General features: G+C 43.3%; 22 protein-coding genes. 9 read left to right on the forward strand and 13 right to left on the reverse strand.

Annotated features, from left to right (window positions below; all coding sequences use genetic code 11):
- Positions 1-23: 23 nt before the first annotated feature.
- Together ispH and KKZ03_RS17760 are read left to right on the forward strand one after the other, a co-directional pair.
- Positions 24-983, forward strand: a complete 960-nt coding sequence (ispH, locus tag KKZ03_RS17755) for a 4-hydroxy-3-methylbut-2-enyl diphosphate reductase (protein WP_243218115.1) — start codon at positions 24-26, stop codon at positions 981-983.
- Positions 973-1,374 carry an RNA-binding S4 domain-containing protein gene (locus KKZ03_RS17760; RefSeq protein WP_243218116.1) on the forward strand — a complete coding sequence of 134 codons (402 nt, stop codon included), beginning with the start codon at positions 973-975 and terminating at the stop codon, positions 1,372-1,374. The genes ispH and KKZ03_RS17760 overlap by 11 nt, the downstream gene beginning before the upstream one ends.
- A gap of 20 nt (positions 1,375-1,394) precedes the next feature.
- Here the strand turns inward: KKZ03_RS17760 and KKZ03_RS17765 are convergent, their stop codons facing one another.
- Genes KKZ03_RS17765 through KKZ03_RS17775 form a run of 3 tightly spaced genes read right to left on the reverse strand, consistent with a single transcriptional unit; the run spans position 1,395 to position 2,330 of the window.
- Entirely contained in the window at positions 1,395-1,727 is a 333-nt protein-coding gene (locus tag KKZ03_RS17765) for a TusE/DsrC/DsvC family sulfur relay protein (RefSeq protein ID WP_243218117.1), read from the reverse strand.
- Positions 1,718-2,008 carry a sulfurtransferase complex subunit TusB gene (gene tusB / locus KKZ03_RS17770; RefSeq protein WP_243218118.1) on the reverse strand — a complete coding sequence of 97 codons (291 nt, stop codon included), beginning with the start codon at positions 2,006-2,008 and terminating at the stop codon, positions 1,718-1,720. Before tusB ends, KKZ03_RS17765 begins: the two co-directional genes overlap by 10 nt.
- A 1-nt stretch (position 2,009) precedes the next feature.
- Positions 2,010-2,330, reverse strand: coding sequence for a multidrug efflux SMR transporter (locus KKZ03_RS17775; RefSeq protein WP_243218119.1), 321 nt, complete (start codon positions 2,328-2,330; stop codon positions 2,010-2,012).
- Positions 2,331-2,417: 87 nt separating this feature from the next.
- Here KKZ03_RS17775 and xseA point away from each other — a divergent pair, with 87 nt between their 5' ends.
- Positions 2,418-3,788 carry an exodeoxyribonuclease VII large subunit gene (gene xseA / locus KKZ03_RS17780; RefSeq protein ID WP_243218120.1) on the forward strand — a complete coding sequence of 457 codons (1,371 nt, stop codon included), beginning with the start codon at positions 2,418-2,420 and terminating at the stop codon, positions 3,786-3,788.
- A gap of 129 nt (positions 3,789-3,917) precedes the next feature.
- Here the strand turns inward: xseA and thpR are convergent, their stop codons facing one another.
- The 5 genes from thpR to KKZ03_RS17805 form a co-directional block, all read right to left on the reverse strand.
- Positions 3,918-4,457 (reverse strand): RNA 2',3'-cyclic phosphodiesterase, encoded by a 540-nt coding sequence (gene thpR / locus KKZ03_RS17785; protein ID WP_243218121.1) that lies wholly within the window; start codon positions 4,455-4,457, stop codon positions 3,918-3,920.
- 131 nt (positions 4,458-4,588) lie between these two features.
- Positions 4,589-6,046 carry a TrkH family potassium uptake protein gene (locus tag KKZ03_RS17790; RefSeq protein ID WP_243218122.1) on the reverse strand — a complete coding sequence of 486 codons (1,458 nt, stop codon included), beginning with the start codon at positions 6,044-6,046 and terminating at the stop codon, positions 4,589-4,591.
- Between the two features lie 99 nt (positions 6,047-6,145).
- Positions 6,146-7,516: a Trk system potassium transporter TrkA gene (trkA, locus tag KKZ03_RS17795; protein ID WP_243218123.1), complete on the reverse strand. Its 1,371-nt coding sequence runs from the start codon at positions 7,514-7,516 to the stop codon at positions 6,146-6,148.
- Between the two features lie 313 nt (positions 7,517-7,829).
- Positions 7,830-8,372 carry a hypothetical protein gene (locus tag KKZ03_RS17800; RefSeq protein ID WP_243218124.1) on the reverse strand — a complete coding sequence of 181 codons (543 nt, stop codon included), beginning with the start codon at positions 8,370-8,372 and terminating at the stop codon, positions 7,830-7,832.
- Between the two features lie 92 nt (positions 8,373-8,464).
- A complete protein-coding gene (locus KKZ03_RS17805; RefSeq protein WP_243218125.1) occupies positions 8,465-8,983 on the reverse strand; it encodes an aspartate carbamoyltransferase in 519 nt (172 codons plus the stop codon).
- Between the two features lie 256 nt (positions 8,984-9,239).
- Between KKZ03_RS17805 and KKZ03_RS17810 the strand changes: the two genes are divergently transcribed.
- The 4 genes from KKZ03_RS17810 to murI all read left to right on the forward strand — a co-directional run bounded on the left by KKZ03_RS17810 (position 9,240) and on the right by murI (position 13,064).
- Positions 9,240-10,478, forward strand: coding sequence for a glutamate-5-semialdehyde dehydrogenase (locus KKZ03_RS17810; protein ID WP_243221669.1), 1,239 nt, complete (start codon positions 9,240-9,242; stop codon positions 10,476-10,478).
- A gap of 140 nt (positions 10,479-10,618) precedes the next feature.
- Positions 10,619-11,242, forward strand: coding sequence for a nicotinate-nucleotide adenylyltransferase (gene nadD / locus KKZ03_RS17815; protein WP_243218126.1), 624 nt, complete (start codon positions 10,619-10,621; stop codon positions 11,240-11,242).
- Positions 11,243-11,268: 26 nt separating this feature from the next.
- Positions 11,269-11,625 carry a ribosome silencing factor gene (rsfS, locus tag KKZ03_RS17820; protein WP_243218127.1) on the forward strand — a complete coding sequence of 119 codons (357 nt, stop codon included), beginning with the start codon at positions 11,269-11,271 and terminating at the stop codon, positions 11,623-11,625.
- Between the two features lie 575 nt (positions 11,626-12,200).
- Positions 12,201-13,064, forward strand: coding sequence for a glutamate racemase (gene murI / locus KKZ03_RS17825; protein ID WP_243218128.1), 864 nt, complete (start codon positions 12,201-12,203; stop codon positions 13,062-13,064).
- Between the two features lie 245 nt (positions 13,065-13,309).
- Here murI and KKZ03_RS17830 read toward each other — a convergent pair whose 3' ends face one another.
- On the reverse strand, positions 13,310-13,711 hold the full coding sequence (locus KKZ03_RS17830) for a group II truncated hemoglobin (protein WP_243218129.1): 402 nt from the start codon (positions 13,709-13,711) through the stop codon (positions 13,310-13,312).
- A 96-nt stretch (positions 13,712-13,807) separates the two neighbouring features.
- On the opposite strand from KKZ03_RS17830, the gene KKZ03_RS17835 reads away from it, so the two are divergent.
- Positions 13,808-14,398, forward strand: coding sequence for a TIGR00730 family Rossman fold protein (locus tag KKZ03_RS17835; protein ID WP_243218130.1), 591 nt, complete (start codon positions 13,808-13,810; stop codon positions 14,396-14,398).
- Positions 14,399-14,662: 264 nt separating this feature from the next.
- Here KKZ03_RS17835 and KKZ03_RS17840 read toward each other — a convergent pair whose 3' ends face one another.
- Positions 14,663-15,379, reverse strand: coding sequence for a class I SAM-dependent methyltransferase (locus KKZ03_RS17840; protein WP_243218131.1), 717 nt, complete (start codon positions 15,377-15,379; stop codon positions 14,663-14,665).
- A gap of 261 nt (positions 15,380-15,640) precedes the next feature.
- Between KKZ03_RS17840 and KKZ03_RS17845 the strand changes: the two genes are divergently transcribed.
- Positions 15,641-16,690, forward strand: coding sequence for a methyltransferase domain-containing protein (locus KKZ03_RS17845; RefSeq protein WP_243218132.1), 1,050 nt, complete (start codon positions 15,641-15,643; stop codon positions 16,688-16,690).
- 121 nt (positions 16,691-16,811) lie between these two features.
- Here the strand turns inward: KKZ03_RS17845 and KKZ03_RS17850 are convergent, their stop codons facing one another.
- The 3 genes from KKZ03_RS17850 to KKZ03_RS17860 all read right to left on the reverse strand — a co-directional run bounded on the left by KKZ03_RS17850 (position 16,812) and on the right by KKZ03_RS17860 (position 20,172).
- Complete coding sequence (locus KKZ03_RS17850; protein ID WP_243218133.1) at positions 16,812-17,702, reverse strand: dihydrodipicolinate synthase family protein; 891 nt, start codon at positions 17,700-17,702, stop codon at positions 16,812-16,814.
- 75 nt (positions 17,703-17,777) lie between these two features.
- Positions 17,778-18,560 carry an aldolase gene (locus KKZ03_RS17855; protein WP_243218134.1) on the reverse strand — a complete coding sequence of 261 codons (783 nt, stop codon included), beginning with the start codon at positions 18,558-18,560 and terminating at the stop codon, positions 17,778-17,780.
- Between the two features lie 136 nt (positions 18,561-18,696).
- Entirely contained in the window at positions 18,697-20,172 is a 1,476-nt protein-coding gene (locus tag KKZ03_RS17860; protein ID WP_243218135.1) for a PLP-dependent aminotransferase family protein, read from the reverse strand.
- Positions 20,173-20,316: the final 144 nt, after the last annotated feature.

The following is a 20,316-nucleotide window of genomic DNA, read 5'->3' on the forward strand; positions in this document are numbered from 1 at the left end:
TAACCTAGTAAAGAAGTCAAGATATGCAAATTGTACTCGCTAACCCCCGTGGATTCTGCGCTGGTGTAGACCGCGCAATCGAAATTGTTGACCAAGCACTCGAAACATTTGGTGCGCCAATTTATGTTCGGCATGAAGTTGTTCATAACCGTACAGTTGTTGATGGTCTTAAAGAAAAAGGCGCTATTTTCATTGAAGAATTAACGGATGTACCCGTAGGTTCCTACCTGATTTTCAGTGCTCATGGTGTTTCCAAACAAGTCCAACAGGAAGCTAAAGAACGCAAACTAACGGTCTTTGATGCTACCTGCCCGCTGGTGACTAAAGTTCATATACAGGTTGCCAAACATGCAAAATCAGATCGGGAAGTTATTCTTATAGGTCACGCAGGACATCCTGAAGTTGAAGGCACCATGGGTCAATATGAAAAGTGCACTGACAATGGAGGTATCTATTTGGTAGAAACACCTGAGGATGTTAACAAATTAGTCGTCAATAACCCGGACAATTTGGCTTATGTGACACAAACTACGCTATCAATGACCGATACCAAAATCATGGTTGATGCCTTGAGAGCTCGCTTTACCTCCATTCAGGAACAGAAAAAAGACGATATCTGTTATGCAACCCAAAACCGTCAAGATGCTGTCTATGAACTGGCAAAAACAGCGGATACCATTCTGGTTGTTGGCTCAACCAACAGTTCTAACTCAAACCGTTTACGGGAAATTGCCGAACAATTAGGTAAAACCGCCTATCTGATTGATACTGCAAAAGACATGCAACAGAGCTGGTTTGATGGCGTTAATGTGGTTGGTGTTACTGCCGGAGCTTCTGCGCCGGAAGTACTGGTACAGGAAGTTATCAATCAGTTAAAACAATGGGGCGGTAAATCAGCCATTGAAATTCAGGGTATAGAAGAAAAAGTGGTATTTTCTTTGCCTAGAGGCTTAAAAAAAGAAAAAGAGTTGAGTGCAGACTGAAATAGAAAGCATTCGCCTGGATAAATGGTTATGGACTGCGCGTTTTTTTAAAACGCGCAAACTGGCTGCCGATGCTATCTCCGGTGGCAAAGTTCATATCAACAAGCAGCGCACAAAACCCGGCAAAGAAGTCAAACCTGGGGCGTTGCTGTCCATAAATAAAGACGGACTAAACTGGGAAGTCGAAATAATCGGGCTTTCAAAGCAACGACGACCTTTCAAAGAGGCTATTTTGCTCTATGAAGAATCCCCTGAAAGTTTTACAAAACGCCAACAACAAATGATTTTGCAACGTGAACAACGCGAACTATTTGATTTTAGCGGCCAAGATCATAAACCGAATAAAAAAGACCGCCGCTTGATACATCGCTTTAAGCAAGTAAGCGATTGATTTTTTTCTATATTCACCACCTACAAACAAGTCGGTGGTTTAGGAAGTCCGGCCAACTTACAGGCATATTTCAACGGCCCGTCAGGAAACAATTTATGCAAATAGCGACTGTTGCCTTTGTCCTCACCTAATTTGCGGGCAATCGCTTTAGTAAAAACACGGGCATTAGGTAGATGCTTAAATTGCAGATAATATTCGCGAATAAACGCAATAATTTCCCAGTGCGCGTCATTTAACGAAATATTGTTAAGTTCAGCCAGTTGCTTTGCAACCTCTTCATTCCAGTCGGCCAAGTTGACTAAAAAACCCTGATCAGTTGTTTCCAAACAGCTATTTTCAACCCTCAAAACCATGATTGAATCACCGGATTTTTAACAGTCAGGTCAACCATCCCCGAATAATCAATGACTTCAATGCCCTCAATCAGTTCAGCTATACCGACCCCCCTAACCTCAATATCTTCAACTAAAACATAAAGACGGTTTTGTATCAATAACTGTGTTAATCCTACACATAAGCTACCATTTTTCAGGATGCGCAAAACGGCATTTTCAAGAAACAGCACATCATCACCTGAATCAATCCGCTCCAAAATAGCACTATCAATAGGCGACTGAAAAATAAGATGCAGCATCTTACTGACTATCCGTTAATTTAAGACCGACAATCCCGGCAATCACTAAAGCAATAGATAACAACCGATACCAATCAACTGATTCTTTAAATAAAATGATGCTGAGTATAGCGACACCCACTGCTCCCATACCTGTCCAAACCGCATAGGCTGTTCCTAGTGGTAACGTTTTAATCGCCCACATTAACAAACCAAAACTGCCAATTCCCGATATTACAGTCGCTATACTGGGCCAAAGCTTGGTAAAACCTGCATTATATTTAAGACTTAAAGCAAAAATTATTTCTACGAATCCCGCAGAAAATAAAAGCAACCACGCCATAAAAACTCCTATTTTTTTGTACATACAAGCAGGGTATTTTACAATAGCCTGAATAATAAGCTTGCACTCAATACCTACTAACCCGTAATGAATACTTCATCCACGTTGACACAACGCAATATACTAACAGTTTCACAGCTTAATAGGGCAACCAGTCGGTTACTTGACGAACATTTTCTGAGTGTTTTGGTTGAAGGTGAAATATCCAACTTGGCACAACCTTCATCAGGTCATCTTTATTTTTCTCTAAAAGATGCCGGTGCTCAGGTGCGCTGTGCGATGTTTAAAACCCGGCAAAGCCGACTGGGATTTAAGCCCGAAAATGGCAAACAGGTCGTCGTTAAAGCGCAAGTAAGCCTGTACGAGCCCAGAGGTGACTTTCAGCTTATTGTCGAACATATTGAAGAAGCCGGAGATGGTGCCTTACGACGGGCATTTGACGTATTAAAACTCAAACTATTGGAAGAAGGTTTGTTTGCTGCTGAAAATAAACAAAACCTCCCTGCCCTGCCTAAAACCATCGGCGTCATCACTTCGCCGTCAGGCGCTGCGCTTAGAGATATACTGACGGTATTACGACGACGTTTTTCAGCGGTAGAGGTTATTATTTATCCCGTTGCCGTACAAGGTGATAATGCCAAATATGAAATCGCCAAAGCCATAGCGCTAGCCAACGAACATAAACAATGCGATGTACTCATTTTGGGACGGGGCGGCGGGTCACTTGAAGATCTGTGGGCTTTTAATGAAGAAATAGTTGCTCGTGCCATATTCGCCAGCACAATTCCGATAATTTCAGCCGTAGGTCACGAAACCGATGTCACTATCGCCGATTTTGTCGCTGATTTACGTGCCGCAACGCCCTCGGCAGCAGCTGAACACGCAGCACCTGACCAACAGGAATGGTTATCACGGTTTGTTCAATTAGAAGCGCGATTACAACAACAACTACAACTTAAGTTAAGCCAAAAACGGCAATCCTTGGCGTGGTTAAGCAAGCGTCTGGAGCAGCAACATCCCGGTCAAAAACTGGCAAAAAACGCGCAACGACTTGATGAGCTTGAATTACGACTTAATCAGACAATGCAAACAAAGTTACGCCACGATAAAAGCCATATTGAAGCAAAAATCGCTCACCTTTGGCAATACAACCCAGCCATAACCATCAACAACTATAAACAAAAACAGGAGTATTTAAGTAAGCGCCTGATTACCGTAATCCGCCATAAACTGGAAGGGCTCAACCAACAATTATTAAATGCCAGCCAGACATTACATGCCGTTAGTCCTTTGGCAACGCTAAATCGCGGCTATGCGCTGGTCATTCAGCAACCATCAGGACAAATCATCCAATCTGCACAACAACTAAAATCAGGTGATATCGTTGAAACACGTCTAGCTAAAGGTCGTTTTACCAGTCAAGTTAAAACTATCATTGGCGACAAAGTACAAGACTAAAACCGCTTTATCGAAGTTTTCAATTCCGACTGAAACAGTTGGGTACTTCAACAGCTTTCAAAAAACAGGAGTAACAATCCATAAATGGATAGTTTTTTTGAATATTTTCGTGGATTATAGGTGTTGCATTTAATCGACAGGCTTAGTAAAAGACCATTGCTGTCTCACTTTATAATTAACACCGCCTGGTTCACTGTATGACTCCACCAGACAAAATGCTTCGGCGTGCCAAACAATAGGCTCAACGTTTACGTCCGGTAAATACCCGGCATGTCTCGCCAAGGTAATATGCGGAATATAAGGCCGGGGGTCAATTTGCAATCCGCAACCGGCAACCTCCCTGTTCAACGATGCCACCAATCTCTCAAGCTCATCGGGTATGTGCGAACAGGTAAAGCACAATACTTTAGGCTTATGCCAATAACTTAACTGATCAAACGTCAACACAAAGGGTTTTGCAAAAATAGCCATAACACCGTGTTTAATCAATAACTCAGAAGCGATATCAATTAATCCTAAAAACACCAACGTTGCATGGAGGTTATACGGCTGTACCGACTTGAATCCTTGCACTTCTAAAGAGTGATTCAAGCGCAGTAATTTCAGTCTGATTTGATCATCGGGCCATAAAGCAAAAAATAACCGTGAAGATTCAGGGTAGCTTTTCATTAATCACCGTGGGCATTAAAAATAGTTTGTTCACCGCAAAACCCGAAGGAAGATAAAGTTTTCTTTCTTCGGGTCCTTCGTGTCTTCGTGGTGAAAATCTTTTCAGTCTTTGGCATCAACCAGGAAATCCGCTACTTTCTCCAAAATTCCGGTACAAATAAAATAATGATGGAGAATATTTGCACACGCCCTAACAGCATGGCGAAGGCACATACGGCTTTTTGAAAATCACTTAGACTCGCGTAATTGGACGCAGGACCTACTTCGTTTAATCCGGGACCTGCGTTGTTAAAGCAGGCGATGATCGCAGAAAGAGCTGTCATAAAATCCAGTCCGCTCAATAGCAACGTAAAGACCAGGATAACTATACTAATAAAATACAGGAAAATAAATCCGGTCACTGAGTTAATAATATTATTGCTAACTATCATCTCCCCTATCTTTAATGGCCTGACCGCAAAAGGATGAATAAATTTAAACATCTCAAGACGTGCCTGCTTCATTAAAATGATGGTTCGGATCATACGAATGCCGCCTCCCGTAGAACCCGAAGAGGCAGAAAGACAGCTTAAAAACAACATCCACATCGGCACAAAAATAGGCCACTTATTGAAATCTTGGTTAGAAAAACCACAATCCGTAGCAATAGTTACCAAATTAAAGCTCGCATAGCGCAAGGCGGTAAAAAAATCAGGATAAGTACCCGCATCCCACAATACCAACGTAGCCAAAATACAACTCCCCAAAACTAAAATAAGAAAAGCTCGAGCCTCCCTGTCATCTAGATAAGGTTTGAGTGATTGCTTGCGAAGTACGACAAAATGAGTGGCAAAATTAATAGCCGCCAATAATTGGAAAATTGTTAATACTATCTCAATGGACAAGGAATTAAAAAATCCGACACTGGCATCGTGCGTAGAAAAGCCACCCAGACTCATTGCCGAAAAAGCATGACAAATGGCATCAAACCAATCCATACCCGCCAGGCGCAAAGCAATTATACAAGCCACGGTGATACCTGCATAAACCATCCATAAGGCTTTTGCGGTTTGAGCTATACGTGGTGGTAAATCTGATTCCTTAACAGTACCCGGCGACTCTGCTTTATATAACTGCATGCCACCGATACCCAAGATAGGCAAAATAGCGACGGCAAAAATAATAATCCCCATTCCCGCAATCCAACACAATTCATGCCGCCAAAGGTTAATCGACATCGGTAAAGTATCAAGGCCGGAAAATATGGTGGCACCCGTCGTAGTAAGACCGGAAACCGTTTCGAAATAAGCATCAATAAAGCTCAGTCCCGGCATATAAATCATTAGCGGAAGAGTACAAAATACTGGCGTTAATGACCAAGTACTTGCTACCAGTAAAAAACCCGCTTGTCGGGATACTTTTTTGGGCGTCCGTAATGTCGGAATAAACATCAATGCGCCAAACAGAAAAGTAATCAACGTACCTTGATAAAAAGCGTTAGTGGCTCCATCATCGGCTATTTTTGAGGTGATCAGGCAAGTGCTCATCAGGCCACTAAAGCCCATAGTGACTAGGCCGAAAATATGGACGATGGTAAGAATGGCATTCATGGGATTGTTTAAGGTTTATGCAATATCAAAAAGACCCAAGAATTAAAAAATACAGGTATCATGCCTGTCTATCTTAAACCTGACCTAAGTAAGCCTTGGCTATATTTGTGAAAGAGGTTGAAAAAATTTTTCGATATTACTAACCAGCTTTTTATCCATCGCAAACATAACAACGTGATCGCCTTCTTTAAAGACGGTGTCGTGATGAATGGAAATAACTTCATTGTTGCGAATCAAAGCTCCCATGACAATACCTTCCGGGAAATTAATAGTATCAACACGGCGACCAACCACAGAGTCATCATTGTCATTATCATGGGCAATAGCTTCAATGGCTTCAGCGGCACCACCACAAAGAGAACTAACCTGCACGACATCACCGCGTCGCACATGCTTTAAAATACTGCCAAGGGTTTCCTGGTTGGGTAAGACAGTGACATCAATACCGGTACCCGGCAATAATTTAGTATATGACGTATGATTAAGCAGACAGATAATTTTTCGTGCACCCAAGCTTTTTGCCAAAGAAGCAGAAATAATATTGACGCCATCATTATCGGTAATGGCACAAAATAAATCGGCGCTCTCAACAGATTCACCCAATAATAATGACTCATCAGAACAATCGCCTAAAAGTACAACAGTTTTACGAAGATCATTGGCAATTTTATGGGCGCGCTGGGGATTTTTTTCAATAATTTTTACCTGATGGTTATCTTCCAGAGCAAGCGCCAGACGTTTACCGACATGCCCGCCGCCGGCAATGATAATACGTTTTAATGGTGCCTCCAGCTTGTTCAGTTCTTTCAATACCTTGCGCACTTCTTTACGGGGTGCCACCAAAAAAACTTCATCATCCGTTTCAATGGTTGCATCGCCGCTGACGCAAACCGGCTTGCCTTGTCTAAATATTGCTACCACACGAGTTTTACCATCAGATAAACGCTCTTTTAGGGTTTTAATTTTTTTACCCGTTAAAACACCCTCAGCTCCCACTTTAACGGAAAACAGTCGTACCAGACCACCAGCAAAATCGGAAATATGTAAAACCCCGGGAAACTCAATTAAATTACGAATTGACTCCATAACAATTTGTTCCGGACTGATAACAATATCGACAGGAATACCATTCGGGCCAAATAATTTGGGATTTTTCAGATATTCAATAGCACGCACCCGGGCGATCGTTTTCGGGCGGCTATAAAGTGTGTTGATAATCATACAGGCCAACATATTGGTTTCATCACTATCAGTAACCGCTATCACCATGTCGGTATGGTAAACCCCAGCCTGCTCCAGTACCGTCGGATGCGCCGCATTACCAGTGACCGTGGCAATATCAAAACGCTCTTTTAAAGCATCCAGAAGATCCTGCTTGAAATCAATAACAACAATATCATTTTCTTCACTCGCTAACGCTGCCGCAACAGATGAACCCGTGACACCAGCCCCAAGAATAAGTATTTTCATTAACCATATACCGAATTAAACAGTTACCACATCAGCCATAGTAACTGACACATAACGCCACATTTTACCTGAATAACCAATATTTCATACTTAACAGCAACAGAAGCAGATAAAGTGGTCTAAAATAATTTTTTAAAGAGTCGGTTTCACTCAAAAAACAGCTATAAATACGAGGAAATAATATGCGATTTCAATGCATTGAAAATGCCATACTCACGATAGTTTATTTTTTCACATAAAAATAATTTTTTTATACTGCCGACAGCAAAAGCCATCACAAAGACTTTAAGTGATCTAAAAAGTAAGTTGCTTCTTAAAAACAGCTACCATAATCCAGCAATAACTCCTCACAGCCAAAAAAGATGCGTGGATAATCGATGCGTATCAGCAATTTCAATCCATATTCAAAAAACACCGCAAACGTGAGCAACCGAGCACACGCCATCCAAACGCGTAGATGTGTATTGACTGAACAACGCCAAATAGCCACAATCCACCAAACAATCGGCAATAACAGCATCAAATGCACATCATCCCAACTGGATACCGTTAACATACCGTTTTTTGCCAAGGTATCTGCCACATACAAGCTACTGTTTAAAATAAGGAAAAATGGCCAGAACACCCATCCTAATGTCACACGACCAGTCCAGGCAGAAAATAAATAGCCTTTAGCCTGCTCCTGAAAATCTTCACTGACTGGCGGCGAACTTATAAACAGCACCACAAACAGGCCAAAAAAAATTATCAGTAATTCTAGCGGACTTGCTGAACCAATATGAGTAAAAAATAACGGCAATGAATAATAAAACATAACGCGAAGAGTATTTTTTAAAATAAATAAAGTAATAGTCATAACCTGTCATATTAAATAGCCAATATGACAGGTTACCAGTGGCCGTGACTGAGCAACCTTGCCTATCTGTTGGTTGCACAGCCATTATTGAGTTATTCTGACGGTGTTGAATGGTGCCGGCTATGTTCAGGTATGGCTTCGTTACCATGCTCACTCATCTGAGCGTCAAACCATTCATGCAGCGCTTGAACATACTGTGGATATTCAGTTGAATAATGAATCTGTGCACCACTTGGCAAGACTTTATATTCATATTTAATATCGTCAGTTTCGGCCTTTTTTAACAGGGTAAGGCCAGGCATAATAGTGCCATGAATATGTTCAGTAACAGAAAAATCACCTTTTCTGAAGTCATTGGCCATTTTAAGCAGATTTTCCTGAATCAATTTTATCTGCTTCGTATTATCTGCCGATTTTGCGACCACATGCTGAACACCGCCATGAACAGTTCTGGTAAACGTCATGGTCGTTTGATCCAAGGCATAAGGCACCAATTGTTGGGTGCGTTGCTGTACCTCATCAACCGGTTTTGGGTTAACTTTTTCAAGTGCTAACGCTGTTGTAGAAAAAAGTAAAAGCCCTGCCCATAGTAATGTGTAAGATTTCATCATCGTATTCCTCGTATATTTTAAGATTAATAAAAACAGCTTGTCTTGCAAATCCCGTCCAAAATTATATTCTCGTTAATCAAGTTCAATAAATCAATACTATATCCCAACCAGCACAAGTAATGTGAGCAACCAGCATAAATCCTTTTATTATCCGCTAGTTGATTGATTTAAAACCTGTTAATAACTCGTTTTAACCTATATAATGATCGGCTAAATTATTCCAGCCAAAGAGAACGCCGTGGATATTAAAGAATATATGCAAGGCCTTGGCCTGCAAGCCAGAAAAGCTGGAAGGGAAATCAGCCGGGCTGAGTCGGGCAAAAAAAACCGGGCCTTATTAAAAATTGCCGAGGCGCTTGAAAGTAGCCATGACCTGCTGATCACTGAAAACCAAAAAGATTTGGCGGACGGTAAGCAAAACGGCCTGGATGCAGCGTTGCTGGACAGACTGGCCTTAACTTCCAACGGCATTCAAGCGATGGTCGAAGGCTTAAAACAAGTGGCTGCCTTACCTGATCCAGTCGGCGAAATCAGTGATTTAAGTTATCGACCAAGCGGTATACAAGTTGGGCAAATGCGCGTGCCTTTGGGGGTAATTGGTATTATTTATGAATCCCGTCCCAATGTAACTGTCGATGCCGCCGCCTTGTGCCTTAAATCCGGTAATGCCTGTATTTTACGGGGCGGCTCTGAAGCCTTGCATTCCAATCAGGCCATTGCCGCATGCATTGCCAAAGGCCTTGAAGCTGCCGGCTTACCTTCGAAAGCCGTGCAAGTTGTGGCAACCGCAGATCGTGCGGCGGTGGGCGAACTTATTACCATGAAGCAGTATGTGGATGTTATTGTGCCACGCGGCGGCAAAAGCCTGACTGAACGTATTTCCCGGGATGCGACCATTCCCGTAATCAAGCATCTTGATGGTATTTGCCACGTTTATATCGATGATAAAGCCGATATTACCAAAGCGATTAAGATTGCCGTCAATGCCAAAACCCATCGTTATGGGGTTTGCAATGCCATGGAAACATTGCTGGTTGCCGAAAGCATTGCCGCAAAAGTATTACCGTTATTGGCTGAAATCTATCTTGAAAAAGGGGTTGAATTACGCGGCTGTCTTAAAACCTGCTCCTTAATCCCACAGTGTTCAAGAGCAACGGAAGAAGACTGGCGTACCGAATATCTGGCACCTATTTTATCGATTAAAATCGTACATGGTATCGATGAAGCGATCACGCATATTAATCAATATAGCTCCAGTCATACCGAAGCCATTGTCACCGAAGATTATACATTGGCAAGACGCTTTCTGCGCGAAGTGGATTCAAGCTCGGTAATGGTTAATGCTTCAACCCGTTTTGCCGATGGCTTTGAATATGGTTTGGGTGCAGAAATTGGTATTAGTACCGATAAGTTGCATGCACGTGGCCCGGTCGGTTTAAAAGGCCTGACGTCATTAAAGTACATTGTTTTGGGTGATGGTCATATCCGATCTTGAAACAACATTTAGCCACGAAAAAAAATCAATAGATTTTATTGCGCAGTTACCTGTCCTTGGAATAATAACTTACCGCTGCATATCCCTTTGACTATTTTCATGCTTTTCGTGTCTTTCGTGGACAAACTGCTTTTTACACAATGATCGGTATTTTTGGCGGTACTTTTGATCCTATTCATTATGGTCATTTGCGTTCGGCGCTTGAAGTTAAGGAAATTTTTGGCTTAACCGAAGTTCACTTAATCCCCAGCGCCCAACCACCGCATAGGGAACAGCCTGCTGCAAGCGCACTAATGCGCTTGCAGATGCTGGAACTGGCCATAAAAGATCAACCAGGACTAATTATTGATACCCGCGAACTCAATCGGCAGGGCCCATCTTATATGGTAGATACCCTACGATCTTTACGGCAAGAATTAACCAACGAAACATTATTATTATTTATCGGCAGCGATGCCTTTAATCAGTTAAAAACATGGCATCAATGGCCGAATTTATTCGATTTAGCGCATATTGTCGTAATGACTCGACCCGGCTTTACCATTCAAAATCTTGATGTTTTTTTTAATAGTCGACTGACTACCAGGATAACAGAATTGGCAAACAACGGTGCGGGTAAGTTATACTTTCAACAAGTAACGCAACTGGATATTTCGGCAACGGATATCAGAAACAGTATTGCAAAACAACAAAATCCGGGCTTTTTATTACCCGATAATGTTATTGCCTATATCAGGCAACACAAGCTTTACCAGAGACCTTAGTCTCTTCATTTATACTAGGAATTTTAATGCAAGTAGTAGAAGATTTATTGAAAATAGTCCAAGATGTTTTGGATGAACGTAAAGGACAAAATATAACGACATTGGATGTTCGGGGAAAAACCAGCTTTACTGATTACATGGTAGTAGTCACAGGAACCTCTGACCGTCATCTGAAAGCTTTGTGCGATTACGTCGTAGAAAAAGCCAAAGAAGACGGATTTAAACCATTGGGTATTGAAGGTGATTTGGGCTCAGACTGGGTGCTGTTGGATTTGGGTGATGTAATTGTTCATGCCATGACCGCCCAGGCTCGCGGCTTTTATCAACTGGAAAAATTATGGTCAGTTGATCGCGCCAATGAAACTGAACAAGAAGCTGTTTAAATAACCTACGCAACTTAACATCAGTTGATAAGCCGGGATTATTAATATTAATCCCGGTGACTACACCCTCAATCACACTTTTCCTCGGCTTTTGCCTACAAAATTTTTTTGTGCCTATCATACAACAGCAAGCGAAAACCTGCGCACCCATGTTTACGAAAATCCTACCTACATCTCTACTTGCTTAAATCGTAGCATCGATACAGTAAAACGAAATCGATTATTTGTACACTTCGATTACACTGGGTTAAATCGGCTTGTTAAATGGAAAATAGTAAAGACGAATTCCTAAAGGAACTACTAAACTCGACACCTGAATTAGTAGATTCGCTATGGATTTTGGATAAAATTCCATACCATTTAAAGAAAATAAAAAACTATAAACTGTCAGGAATTAAATTTCCAGGTTAGCCAACTATAGATTCCCGTATAAATAATTTCCATGCGCACAGCGACGTGTATTGGAGATTTAATTTCTGAAAATCCATATATAAATTGATTACACCGCTTGGGAAATCCAATGTTGACGTGTAATTCTTGACAATAAAACAATAAAGTAGGTATGTTAGCCAATTTTGTTTAATAACTTGTTAGGTCTACGAATCAAAGCAATAACTAATCTATCCGCTTCTGTTCAAACCGTCGGGGTTTTCGATTCCGGTGTCGGCGGCTTGTCCGTACTCAAAGCAATTCGAAAAGAGCACCCTACAGTTGATTTTATCTACATAGCAGATTCGGGAAATGCTCCCTATGGAAGCCGATCGACAGAATTCATCGAAAGTCGGGCCTCTCATATAGCAGGCTCCCTGGTTGGCGCCGGGGCACAGATTATTGTCGTGGCGTGTAATACTGCGACTGCGGTAGCCGTTGAAAAGCTTCGTTCACAACTGGCCGTCCCTATCGTTGCGATGGAGCCCGCTATAAAACCGGCGGTCGCTCATACAAAGACCGGGGTTATCGGCGTTCTTGCCACTGAAAGAACCTTAGAGAGTCTCGCTGTAGCAAAGCTGTGCAGGGAATTTGGCCAGGGTGTGAATATACTCCTACAACCCTGCCCCGGCTTGGTGGAACTGGTCGAGCGCGGCGAACTCTCATCCGCGGTTACCCGCGAGTACCTTCGAAAGCTTGTTTCCCCATTGATAGATCAAGGAGCTGACACCCTCGTACTCGGATGCACGCACTATGTCTTTTTGGAAGCCGAGATACGGAGCATTGTTGGACCAAGAGTGCATATAATTGAATCATCAGCAGCCGTTGCCCGCCAAACCATGCGGCATCTGAGTAGTGAGATGAACATCGGCCCAATCGAGTGTGCAGGCCGAGAGATGTTCTTCACCACAGGGTCACCGGAAAATGCGCAGACAGTTTTTTCCCAACTATGGGGCGCTCGTGTTGAGGTTCAGGCACTTGAGAATAGAAATGCTCCGGTGGAAGTCTAGCCAGCCAGATGAGCGATTGTTTCCCGCTGCTCATCGGCGCGGGTTATATGAGTCGTTATACATGACCGTTTTCAGAAATTGACGAGCCATTTATAGACTTTTAGAAATTAAATTTCCAATGTACCTCATTGTAAACTCATATAGATAATATCCCTTCGAGGGATGGTATCTATATGCATGGAATTTAATTATCCCAAAATCTATAGTTAGTAATTGTGCTCGTCAATCGATTTTGAAACGCCGGTTCAGTATTTTGTCGCAGGCTCTTGATTAATCATGTGCGTTGCCAGTTGCTGCAAAGCATTTTGGATAGTGGTTCTTAGCTGTAAGTCCATAGTCATTTCCGCCAGTGCTTTATTCATGCACAACAGCCACTGATCACGCTCTGATTCGCCAATTGCAAACGGGAAATGACGGGCACGTAGCATCGGGTTACCAAATTCTTCGATAAACAAATTGGGGCCACCCAGCCAACCGGACAAGAACTTGAACAGCTTGTCCTTGGCTGAGGCAAGATTGGCTTGATGCATGTCGCGTATGCCTTGTGCTTCAGGCAGGGTATCCATATAAAAGTAAAATCGGTCAACCAAAACAAGGATAATTTGTTCACCGCCGATCAGGCTGTAAGGCGTTTTGTTAGTTGTCATTACTAATTACTCTATTTGGTTACAACCGTATTATTAGCCCCCGAGTTTACAATTTATAGCTTAACATCACCATTACTATTCGACAGGAAAGCAAATATGACGCCAATAAAAACTCTCTGTATCTATTGCGGCTCAAATTCCGGGCGACTTGACGCCTATGGCACAGCCGGTTGTGCACTGGCCAAAGCCTTGGTTAGCCGCAACATTAGCCTCGTTTACGGTGGTGCCGGCATCGGCTTAATGGGCATGGTGGCCGATCAAGTTTTGCAACTTGGCGGTAAGGTAATTGGTGTAATACCAAAAGCTTTGGCCGATAAAGAAGTTGCGCACAAAAATCTGACCCAATTGCATGTTACCGAATCGATGCATGAGCGGAAGATGCTGATGGCCGAGCTTTCGGATGGTTTTATAGCGCTCCCTGGCGGCATAGGAACACTTGAAGAATTATTTGAAATTTGGACGTGGGCACAGCTAGGATTTCATAACAAGCCCTGCGGCTTACTGAATGTTGAAGGCTATTACGATTCGCTGATCGGATTTCTGGATCATGTATTGGCAGAGCAATTTGTTAAAAAAGAACATCATGCCATGTTGATTGTGGAGACAAATCCGGATTTGCTACTAAATCGCTATATCAATTATGAACCTCCAACGGCAAAACAATGGGTTGGCAAAGATGAAACCTGATTGGCTATCAATTTTTGATCTTTCAAAAAATTATCGCTATTTTCTGGCAGCTTAATAACCATGTTTATTAAAGGGGGAAATTGAAGCGTAAAATAGAACCAAGGTTGGGTTAGGCTACATCAGTAACCTCACACATTCGCGCAAAATGTCTTCGCAAAGGGTTGCTCCTGGCTCAAGCACTAAGATATCAAAATTAGTTGTTCGAACAGAAATCTAACGCCTATCGATAAGGTTATTTTTCGTAGCGTTGCGTTTCAACTGCCTTTAAGGAAGATCCGGGATTTTGCTAAACAACAGAGCCTGATGCCAGGTCATGTGATATATGCTGGTTGCAGGATAAAAACGCTCTGCTTCAGCTAAAGCAGATAAGATAGCAACATTTTCAGGCAGATCATTGTGACGAATATGTTGAATAATAGCGGTTAATTCTTGCTCATCCAATTGCAGCCATTCTTCCCGTACCCACTGGCAATAATTATCCAAATAAGACGGCAAGCTTTCATTGGATTCGCGCATAACATCAATGATAAGCAGCAGGCCATTTTCTGTCAATACGCCGTGTGCCAAGCGAAAGAATTCAGCTTTTTCTTCCCGGCTTAAATGATGTAAGGCATAGCTGGTGAAAACAATATCAAAACGCTCCTTGGTTTGTGCCAAGCCTTCCATAAAATCGATATTAATTAATTCTACTTGACAACCCAGTGGGGCAATATTTTCAGCAGCAAGCGCAAGGGCAGGATCAGAAAGATCAAAGCCTACATAGTGCTGAATGCTTGCACCATGAAGTGCCTGAGCGATGAAACTGGCATCGCCACAGCCTAAATCGAGTAACTTAAAAGGTTGCATTGCCCATTGATCGTTCAGCAAGGTAGTAACGGCCTGATAAATTCCTCTATGATGCATGTAATTATTGGTTAATACCTTGCGATAAATCGTCCAGGCATTAAAAAACTCACCGACTTCTTTATGCGAAGTGTTCATAAAGCCTCAATAAAATATAAATAATAAATTGCGCAAAATTATAATCCAGTTTGTGTAGATGCGGTAATTTTAAGAATCACTCAAGGGACTGTATTACTTAAAGTACCAGCCGATAATTTACAACGGCGCTCTATTAGAGATTTAATTACATAAGCGGACCATTAGGATTTTACGCATCCTTTGGATATCCCTGTCGAATGATTGGCAAGGGTATCCATTGCTCGTTACAATGACTCCATATAACTTAACCAGAGGCAAAACATGAGCAGTATTATTGAAATCAGTGAATCCGTCCGGCACTACTATGGCAAAGTACTGCAATCCAGTAACGATTTAAAAACCAGCGCCTGTTGCAGTATCGATTCGATCCCTACTCACCTAAAAATACTGCTCGCCGAACTACACCCTGAAGTGGTCGAACGTTTTTACGGATGCGGCTCACCGTTACCGCCACTCCTGTCAGGCTGTACCGTATTGGATTTAGGCTGCGGTTCAGGGCGTGATTGTTACCTGTTATCGAAACTGGTGGGTGAAAATGGACACGTGATCGGCGTAGATATGACACCGGAACAATTGGAAGTTGCTACTCGCCACCGCGACTGGCATGCGGAACAATTTGGCTACAAAAACTCCAACGTGGAATTTCTGTACGGTCATATTGAAAACCTGGCTACTCTGGGTATTGCCGATAATTCCATTGACGTGGTGGTATCCAATTGTGTTATCAATTTATCTCCTGAGAAAGCACAGGTAATGGCGGAAATTTTTCGGGTCTTAAAACCCGGTGGCGAGCTGTATTTCTCTGATGTGTTTGCCGACCGTCGTATTCCGGCAGCTTTGCGTAATGATCCTGTCCTGCTTGGTGAATGCCTGGGTGGCGCCATGTATTGGGAGGACTTTCGCCGTGTCTTGTCTGATCTGGGTTGTCTTGACATACGCACAACCAAGGAAAGCAGCATTAATCTGGACGATCCGGAAGTGGCTGCCAAAATCGGTATGGTGAAATTCCGTTCTGTCACCGTGCGTGCTTTCAAAATGCCGCTGGAAGACCGCTGCGAAGATTATGGACAAGTGGCCTGTTATTTCGGCACAATACCGGAACATCCGCACGCTTTCGATTTGGACGACCATCACCATTTTGAAACCGGACGTCCCTTGCGCGTCTGTGGTAATTCTACTGACATGCTGATGGAAAGCCGGTACGCCCCACATTTTACCGTATGGGGAGACAAAACCACGCACTTTGGTTTATTTGACTGCACACCGGGATCACAAGGTGAATCAGTAGCAGCAGGTGGTAATTGTTGCTAAATACAGTGGACAAGCACTGCTAATCATCGGCCTCTCAGATTGGGTGAATTATTCTTTGAATAATCCAAAAATAGTGTGCCCTCAAAAAATTCGCCAAGGATAAATGTCCTTGGCGTAAGTTTTAGCCGTTTAATTGTTTAATCAATGCTGCTAATTCATTTTTACCGGCAGAATCAAGTGGCAACAAAGGCTCACGGGGAACGCCGGCATCAAATCCGCGTACTTGCAGGCCGGCTTTTATTGTCGTAGGTAAACCACCTTTAAGAATAAATTGCAGCAAGGGAAGCTGTTTATAAAATACTTCGCGCGCCTGCTCTAAATCACCAGCCAAACTAGCCTCATACAGTCTCAACGGCCAGGCAGGAATCAGGTTGGGTGCTGCGGTGCACCAACCGACGGCACCTGCGGCAAAAGCTTCCAGTGCCAAAGGATTACTACCGTTATAGAAAGGAATTTCTGCATTGGAAAGTTGCGCTATTCGATGCATACGTTGAATATCACCAGAGCTTTCCTTAACCATCGTCACATTGTCAATCTCCTTGATAATACGCACGATTAACTCGGGCGACAAATCCAGACCACTGGTAGCCGGGTTATTATAGAGCATCACCGGAATACTGATGGCTTCGCTGATAGTTGCGTAATGCTGAAAAATTTCCCGTTCGGTCAACTTCCAGTAAGAAACAGGTAAAACCATTACTGCATCTGCCCCCGCTTTTTCGGCAAACTTAGCTCTGCGCACGGCGTTTTGAGTCGTCAGATCGGATATGCCAACCACTGTCGGTACGCGTTTCGCGACATGTTTTACCGAGGCTTCAGCCACCGCATTCCATTCCTCATCATTCAGGTATGCACTCTCGCCGGTGCTGCCTAGTGGAGCAATTGCATGAGAGCCATCGTCGATAAGACGATCAATTAGTTGCTCCAGCGTTTTAATATCAACCCCACCATCTCCTGCAAGAAAAGGTGTAATGGGATAAGCGATGATACCTCTGAACAGATTTTTTGACATGATATTAAGTCCTTGTGGTGGGTAAAAAAATGACCAGCATAAACTATATGTCGGCTACGTTACTTATCGAAACATTCATCTTAGGCAATCAGGATGGACCCTTAAGGCGCGGCGGGCATAATACGCAAAGGTAGTCTGATTACGTTTTGCAGTGGAGATCCAGTCATGCGCCTCACTACCCAGTTTTTGCGGAATGGGTTTAATAGCGCCGGAAGCCAAAGCAAGCAGTTGCATTTTCGCGGCACGCTCGAAAAGTATGGCAAGCATGCAAGCCTCTTCAACGGTCGTGCCCACAACTAATTGACCATGATGGGATAATAACAAGGCACGTTTGTCACCAAGGGCAGCCGAGATGATTTCGCCTTCCTCATTGCCCACCGGTATGCCCGGCCAGTCTTGCAAAAACGCGCAATCGTCAAATAAAGGACAGATATCCATATGCGATACCACTAACGGTATTTCCAGCATGGACAGGGTCGCAATATGTAACGGATGCGTGTGTATAATGCAATTAACATCAGGGCGGGCACGATAGACCCAGCTATGAAACCGATTGGCCGGATTGGCCATGCCCGAGCCGCCAATGACATTCAAATCCTCATCGACCAGCACCAGATTAGACGGTGTAATTTCATCAAAACCCAAGCCGAATTGTTGTGTGTAATAGGTGCCCGAACGCTCGGCTCTAGCGGTGATTTGTCCTGCCAAGCCGGAATCATGCCCCGCATCGAACAGAATGCGACAAGTAAGCGCCAGTTTTTCTCGAATAGTCCATAAGTTATCCGGCAGTACCTGTTGCATCTGTTGATGAGCCTTGGCAATAAGTTCGGATTTTTCAATATGAAAGGTATCAGCCATAATCTTGAAATTTTCCTTTTGTCATGTAAAAATTCCTGCGGAGTTGTCCGCAGTGATAATGTCAGGATTAATAATAACGGCTTACTGGTCTAGTTGTAACATCCAGTATTAGAAACCTGACTGGTCCAAGTGACAGTTATGGCGTACTCAAGACGCGCTTAAGACGCTGAATACCTTCTGTCAACTCACGCTTGTTCAAGCTGGCAAAGCCCAGTCTGATGGCTTGCGTTGCTTCATTGGCATCCGTAAAAAGTGAACCAGGCAAAATATGTACCTTTTGAGCCAAAGCACGTTCAGCCAGGTTATCGATAGTAATGGGTTTTTTGAGCCGCAGCCAAAATGCCAAACCACCTGACGGTAATTCAAAATCAACCAGTGAACTCAGCTCCTGATGAATGAGCTGTTCCAGCGTCGCTCGACGCTCGCTATAAATTTTAAAGGTCCTACGAATATGGCGCTTGATTTCCCCGGCATCCATCAACTCGGTAACCGCCAATTCGGTAACCGAATTACCTTGGCGATCTATCAGCATAATTTCAGCGGCGCAGCGCTCTATAAAAGCGGTTGTCGCGACCACATAGCCAATACGTAAACCAGGCGCCAGCACTTTGGATAATGAACCGACATAAATCACTCGTTTCGAACGATCCGTACTCGCCAGTGGAAATACCGGATGGTGTAAAAAATGAAACTCATGGTCATAATCATCTTCAACGATGGCAAAGTCATATTGCTCAGCCAGTATCAACAGTTTGAGTCTGCGCTCTGCCGTCATCATCACGGTCGTAGGAAACTGATGATGGGGCGTGACATAGACAGCACGTATCGCTTGCTGTTTGCACAACTGTTCCAACTCTTCCACATTAATGCCGTATTCATCCTGCCCCACACTCAATACTTTGGCACCACAAGATTTAAACGCCTCGCGTGCCGGCGGGTAAGTCAGTCGCTCGAAGACAATACAATCATTAGCCCGCGTCAATAGTCTTGCCGCCAGAAAAATACCCATCTGACTGCCTCGTACCATGCAAATGTTATCAACTCCCACAGCCAAACCTCGCTCCATATTAAGCATGGCAACAATGGCTTTACGTAGCGCCAAGGTACCTTTAGGATCATCATAACCTAATCGATTAGCTCTTGCGGATACCACCAGCGCATGACGAAACGCTCTGGAAAGCACTTCAAACGGAATCAACCGGGTATCAGGAATACCGTCGTTAAAATCAATGATATTTCCCTGTAAAGAAGGTGCTTCTTCTATGGTTGCGGATTGCGTATAGGTCACGATTTCAGTGCCTGAGGTTTCCGTAACAGGGCTTGATGGATCATTGGTCGGAAGCAAAAAACCGGGTAGCTTGGCCGAAACAAAGGTGCCCCGACGACTTTCTGTAGACAACCAGCCTTGTGCCACCAGTTCATCGTAGGCTTGCACGATGGTTTTTCTGTTGACCTTCAAACTATCAGCCAGCTTTCTGCTTCCAGGCATCATGGTAGAAGGGGGTAATCGCCCCAGTTGAATGTCGGCAATGATTTTTTGCGTTATTTGTAAATAGACGGCAAGACCGGAGGCCTTGCTAAAATCCATTTTCAGGCTCCACGATCTCAGCATGTTGATTTAATCCGTAAACAGGTGTTAATAATCCGAGAAGCAGAGACTTGTATTGATGCTGTCAGTTCTGACGTCAAGCTACTCCCGATTTTTAATAAAATGGAATCGATTGGTAAAACCAGACATCAAAGTACACAAGCACTA

The organism is Methylobacter sp. S3L5C (genome assembly GCF_022788635.1).
Taxonomy (GTDB): Bacteria; Pseudomonadota; Gammaproteobacteria; order Methylococcales; family Methylomonadaceae; genus Methylobacter_C.

Bases quoted from the DNA above. Each gene is read 5' to 3' on its own strand.
- KKZ03_RS17830 (WP_243218129.1), bottom strand. From the start codon at position 13,711: ATGACAACTAACAAAACGCCTTACAGCCTGATCGGCGGTGAACAAATT.
- KKZ03_RS17800 (WP_243218124.1), bottom strand. From the start codon at position 8,372: ATGACTATTACTTTATTTATTTTAAAAAATACTCTTCGCGTTATGTTT.
- KKZ03_RS17835 (WP_243218130.1), top strand. From the start codon at position 13,808: ATGACGCCAATAAAAACTCTCTGTATCTATTGCGGCTCAAATTCCGGG.
- KKZ03_RS17855 (WP_243218134.1), bottom strand. From the start codon at position 18,560: ATGGCTGATACCTTTCATATTGAAAAATCCGAACTTATTGCCAAGGCT.
- tusB (WP_243218118.1), bottom strand. From the start codon at position 2,008: ATGCTGCATCTTATTTTTCAGTCGCCTATTGATAGTGCTATTTTGGAG.
- KKZ03_RS17810 (WP_243221669.1), top strand. From the start codon at position 9,240: ATGCAAGGCCTTGGCCTGCAAGCCAGAAAAGCTGGAAGGGAAATCAGC.
- KKZ03_RS17845 (WP_243218132.1), top strand. From the start codon at position 15,641: ATGAGCAGTATTATTGAAATCAGTGAATCCGTCCGGCACTACTATGGC.
- KKZ03_RS17790 (WP_243218122.1), bottom strand. From the start codon at position 6,046: ATGAATGCCATTCTTACCATCGTCCATATTTTCGGCCTAGTCACTATG.
- xseA (WP_243218120.1), top strand. From the start codon at position 2,418: ATGAATACTTCATCCACGTTGACACAACGCAATATACTAACAGTTTCA.
- KKZ03_RS17860 (WP_243218135.1), bottom strand. From the start codon at position 20,172: ATGCTGAGATCGTGGAGCCTGAAAATGGATTTTAGCAAGGCCTCCGGT.
- ispH (WP_243218115.1), top strand. From the start codon at position 24: ATGCAAATTGTACTCGCTAACCCCCGTGGATTCTGCGCTGGTGTAGAC.
- KKZ03_RS17805 (WP_243218125.1), bottom strand. From the start codon at position 8,983: ATGATGAAATCTTACACATTACTATGGGCAGGGCTTTTACTTTTTTCT.
- KKZ03_RS17765 (WP_243218117.1), bottom strand. From the start codon at position 1,727: ATGGTTTTGAGGGTTGAAAATAGCTGTTTGGAAACAACTGATCAGGGT.
- trkA (WP_243218123.1), bottom strand. From the start codon at position 7,516: ATGAAAATACTTATTCTTGGGGCTGGTGTCACGGGTTCATCTGTTGCG.
- KKZ03_RS17775 (WP_243218119.1), bottom strand. From the start codon at position 2,330: ATGGCGTGGTTGCTTTTATTTTCTGCGGGATTCGTAGAAATAATTTTT.
- KKZ03_RS17840 (WP_243218131.1), bottom strand. From the start codon at position 15,379: ATGAACACTTCGCATAAAGAAGTCGGTGAGTTTTTTAATGCCTGGACG.
- nadD (WP_243218126.1), top strand. From the start codon at position 10,619: ATGATCGGTATTTTTGGCGGTACTTTTGATCCTATTCATTATGGTCAT.
- rsfS (WP_243218127.1), top strand. From the start codon at position 11,269: ATGCAAGTAGTAGAAGATTTATTGAAAATAGTCCAAGATGTTTTGGAT.
- thpR (WP_243218121.1), bottom strand. From the start codon at position 4,457: ATGAAAAGCTACCCTGAATCTTCACGGTTATTTTTTGCTTTATGGCCC.
- KKZ03_RS17850 (WP_243218133.1), bottom strand. From the start codon at position 17,702: ATGTCAAAAAATCTGTTCAGAGGTATCATCGCTTATCCCATTACACCT.